Origin of the sequence: Allocoprococcus comes, from assembly GCF_013300725.1 — a bacterium.
Taxonomy (GTDB): Bacteria; Bacillota; Clostridia; order Lachnospirales; family Lachnospiraceae; genus Allocoprococcus; species Allocoprococcus comes_A.
In genome coordinates this window covers 1-4444 of the sequence record NZ_JAAIMM010000052.1, presented here as the reverse complement: position 1 = coordinate 4444, position 4444 = coordinate 1, and the positions used below count along the sequence as shown (strand labels likewise).

The window sequence follows — 4444 nt, the reverse complement described above, 5'->3', positions numbered from 1 at the left end:
TTCGGCATATTCCTCTGGGTATGTTCCCTCTTTCATAAGTTCTTCCAAACTCAGGCCATTTGTCATAGGCATCATCCTTTCTTTTCTCAGCGTTCCGGCTGATTTTTCTTCTTTGTCTTTTTATTTTCTTTTGATGGTGGACTCAACTCGGTTTCCACATATTCACTGATAATCAAAAGTGCTTTGTAATAGTCCCCACTTTCCAATACCCTTTTACACATTTCTTTTGCTTCTGCTGTCTGTTTATTCTTTTTCAAAAGAGTTGAGGCATCGCCCATAATGGAAAAAATATTCCCATTATGTCCAAGGAGCTGTAACTTGGGACGTTGTTTCTCAGGCTTTGTCGGAATCTGCTCTGTTTTCTTCTCATACATTTTCGGCTGTTCTATATCAGGATGCCAAAAATGCACATTCAGCGTTCCTCCATCTACCTTGATATCCCTCTGCTCAAATCCTTCACCCCAACCGTCACTGTACTGTCCTGTAATGTATTCAGTGAATTCCTGTAGTTCTTCCTGACTTAAAAGTTCATTTAATTCCAGTTTGGTACATCCGTACAGGATTCCGTCTTTGTTTTCTATCGTAACAACTGCACTTTGTATCTTTCCCTGAATGGACTCACTTCCATCAAAATACTGCATAAGGTCATCTTCCCCATATCGGTTCAGTTCCTCACGGATCGCACTTTCATACCAGGCAAGGTCTGTCCCATCCAAAGGCATTCCATATGCATCATTTTCTGTCCACTCTTCTTCCCATTCCGATTCTTTCGAAATAAGATTTCCAGTCAGTTCTGTCAATAGATTGATGTGTATCGTTTCTTTTTCTTCCATTTTCTATCACCTGCTTTCCAATGGTCTGTCTCTGCACAGATTCGTCTGCTTTCTTTCTTTTGCAAGATCTGCATAGTCTGCCCCTTCTCTTTCCGGCAGGTTGCTGATTATCTTGTATCTTCCTTCATAATGCTTTTTCATCTGTTCTTTTGCCCATCTTCCGGCAAAATCATTATCCGTACAGATTTCAATTTCCTTGATTTCCGGATGGTTCTTAAGGAACGCTTCCAGTGCGTCCGGTGGCTTTTTAAAACGTTCACTCTGTATCTGTGCGTTTTCTTTCGGAGCAGCAATTCCCCCAAGGGGAAGCCGGTATTTATCCTGCTTTCCCTCTTCCAGTGTCATATGTGCCAATGCATCAATACACGCTTCATATACGGCAACTCGCTTTGTTTCTCTTTCCGGTGGAATGCAAAAGCTGTACTTTTTTTCACTCCCGGTCTGCTCCATCTTGAATCCCTTCCCGTTTTTTTCATAGATTCCTCGCAGGAATGCATATCTTGCTTTTCTGGATTCATCTTTCCCAACAAAAACAGCGTTATGGTACGGGACACTTTCATAAAGGATTTCATGTGAAATACAATATGTGATCACTTCATCGCTGATTCCTCTGTGGTTTAAATAAGCCCTGATTCGTCTGCAATTACAATGCCTCTCCGGCAGCTTAAATGGCAGTTTTTCCCTTTCCACAGCCTGTGTCGGAATAAAAGACGGACTCTCTTCGCACAACAGTTTTACGGCATCTGTAAATTTCATTCCATCTACTTCAATCAGAAACCGCAGTGCGGACACGCCACCGATATCTCTGGATTTCCAATGCCATTTGCTGGACAGTTCATTGATTTTAAAACTGTCATGATCCGTCAACTGCCATTCATTTCTGGTCCTTGTCTTTTGCAGTCGCTGTGCCTGATGCGTTCGCAAATACTCATACGCAGTCATATTTTTTGCTGCCTGAATCTCTTCTTCCGTTACCCAGGGCATTACAGAATTGCGTCCTGAAGAGCCAGTACCTTATCCGTCCGCTCCCAAGGAAACTCCTTTCTTCCAAAATGACCAAAAACTGCCGTCTGACGGAAAATCGGACGATTCAGTCGAAGGGATTCCATGATCTGAACGGGTGTCACTCCAAACACCAGTGGGATTGCTGCCGCCAGACAATCATCCGCACACACTTTTCCTGTACCAAAGGTGTCTACCTCAATCATAACCGGCTCTGCTACTCCGATTGCATAAGCCAAAGACACCTGACACTTGCTTGCAAACTCAGCAGCTACTATATTTTTGGCGATATACCTTGCCATATAAGCTGCCGAACGGTCTACTTTCGAACAGTCTTTTCCCGAAAATGCACCGCCGCCATGCGGAACCATACTGCCATAAGTATCCACCATCAGCTTTCTTCCGGTCAATCCGGTATCTGCATCAAATCCTCCGCACACAAATTTTCCTGACGGATTGATCAGAATCTTCGTATCCTCATCCGGCGGCAGTAATCTGAGTGCTGAGCGAAGCACTTTCTCTCTGATCTCGGCATCTAACTTCTTCAGGTTCTTTTCTGCACCATGCTGGCAGGAAACAACAACACTTTCCAGTCTCACTGGTTTTCCATCTTCATATTCTACGGTTACCTGTGCTTTTCCATCCGAAAAGATATCTTTGATATATCCGCTTCTTCTGCAAGCCGAAAGTTCACGTGTGATCCGGTGTGCCAGAACAGTCGGCATTGGCATAAGCTGCAGAGTATCATCACACGCATATCCGACCATAACACCCTGATCTCCAGCTCCCCTGCTTCTATCTCTTAATTTTGCGCCGATATTATCCCGAAATTCTTTCGACACACTCACTGCTTTCGCAATATCTGGACTCTGCTGGTGTACAAACGTATCCATTTCTATCCCATCTGTACAATATCCACACTCTTCTAAAACTTTTCGGATCACATCAAACACTGGTGGTTCATATCCGCTGGTGATTTCTCCTGCTACAAACACATTTCCTCTTGTAGCAAGGACTTCACACGCCACTCTCGAAGATGGATCGTAACGCAGACATTCATCTAAGATTGCATCGGCTATCTGATCGCATACTTTATCCGGGTGTCCTTCTGTTACTGATTCTGCTGTATAAAAACGTCTCATCTTTCTTCTCCTTATCTACAGACAGGGCAGGCGCTGCCTTATGCACATCTCCTGCCCTGTCAGATTGGTTTATCCTGTAATTTTTATTTTATTTTTCTTCTGTTTCTTCTTTGTTGTCTGTCATTTTTGACTTCTTTCTGCGGTATACAGTCACTCCTGTAGCTGTTCCGGCAGATGCCAGTGCAAGCAGAACAAACGGCCATACTTTCTGGTTATCACCTGTTTTTGGTGCATTTGTTTTTTCTGTTGTTTTCTCCGGTGTTCTGGCATCTTTCATTTCTACTTTCTGGACTTCCATTGTATCTTTCAATGTGAATGTAACATCTTCCGCAATCTCGTAACCATCCGGCGCTGTGATCTCACGCAGAGTAAGTTCTTCATTGACCGGGAGCTTTGCAACGGAATGTGGCTTTCCATCCGTAATCCACTCCTCCAAAACAGTTCCGTCTTTGCGGATGATCTGAAGCTTTGCCCCTTCCAGTTCTTTTCCGGTTGTTAGGTCTATTTTTGAAATTTCCACTTTGGAATATTCGTCTTTCATCTCAACCTTTGTCACACTGCCATCTTCTTTGACTTCAAACGTCACATCGCTGGCAGACACATAACCATCTTCATAAGGAGCCAGTTCTTCATGTAAGGTATAACTTCCTTCCGGCAGTCCGTAAATGACATGTTCTTCCTTCGTACTGATCCACTCTTCCAAAACAGTTCCGTCTTTATCAATGACCTGCAGTTTTGCTCCTTCCAGCTCATTTCCGGTTGTTGCATCTGTTTTGGTAATACGTGTTTCTGTCGGCTGATTCTCAACTTCTTTGTTCAGTTCAATCTTTGCAAGATTCTGATTTTCATAGGTTGCATCTACATTCCATACTTCTTCATTTGGAAGATATCCGGCTTTTCTGACTTCCTCTTTGACATAGTATTTTCCATGTGGAAGATCACTGTCGAAAGTAAGTGTTCCCTTTGTATCTGTTGCTTTCTTTTCCAGCAGGGTATCTTTCTCTACGAGAACCTCTCCCTGATTAGAAAGAATATCTTCCGCAGCATACAGTCCAAAAATAACACCTTCCAGCTTTTCTCCTGTGACAGAATCCTTCTTTTCTACCGATACGGAAACTTTCTGTCTTTCATTTTTATAGGTAATGCCTTCATAAACAACTGCCTGTGTATCATCCTCTGCTGTCAGGGTAAATTCTTTCTGTTCTGTATTCAGGACAAAATTCTCTCCTGCTACAACCTCTTTCAGATAATACGTTCCCAGTGGCAGATTGTAGATAACTGCTGTTCCATTTTCATCTGTAGTCAGTTTGGCTACCAGGTCATCTTTCTCATAACGGACAACTGGATTTCCTTCTTCGTCCTTTGCTCCGTCCGGTGAATAGATGGTATCCTTGGCATATACTTCGAATTCAGCACCTTCTACTCCGGTTTCTTCATATTTAAAGCCTTTATAAATACCTGTTTCTT

4 protein-coding genes are annotated in these 4444 nt (G+C 43.0%); all 4 read right to left on the bottom strand.

All coding sequences use genetic code 11. The features are described 5' to 3' along the window. Positions 1-86 precede the first annotated feature (86 nt). Positions 87-833 carry a hypothetical protein gene (locus G4407_RS15760; protein ID WP_173689635.1) on the bottom strand — a complete coding sequence of 249 codons (747 nt, stop codon included), beginning with the start codon at positions 831-833 and terminating at the stop codon, positions 87-89. Between the two features lie 6 nt (positions 834-839). Continuing rightward, positions 840-1817 (bottom strand): DUF3991 domain-containing protein, encoded by a 978-nt coding sequence (locus G4407_RS15755; RefSeq protein ID WP_173689634.1) that lies wholly within the window; start codon positions 1815-1817, stop codon positions 840-842. Next, positions 1817-2977, bottom strand: coding sequence for a methionine adenosyltransferase (gene metK / locus G4407_RS15750; RefSeq protein ID WP_173689633.1), 1161 nt, complete (start codon positions 2975-2977; stop codon positions 1817-1819). The genes G4407_RS15755 and metK overlap by 1 nt, the downstream gene beginning before the upstream one ends. Positions 2978-3065: 88 nt before the next feature. After that, positions 3066-4444, bottom strand: a 1379-nt coding sequence (locus tag G4407_RS15745) for a SpaA isopeptide-forming pilin-related protein (protein ID WP_274597667.1), incomplete at its 5' end; no start/stop codon positions are given.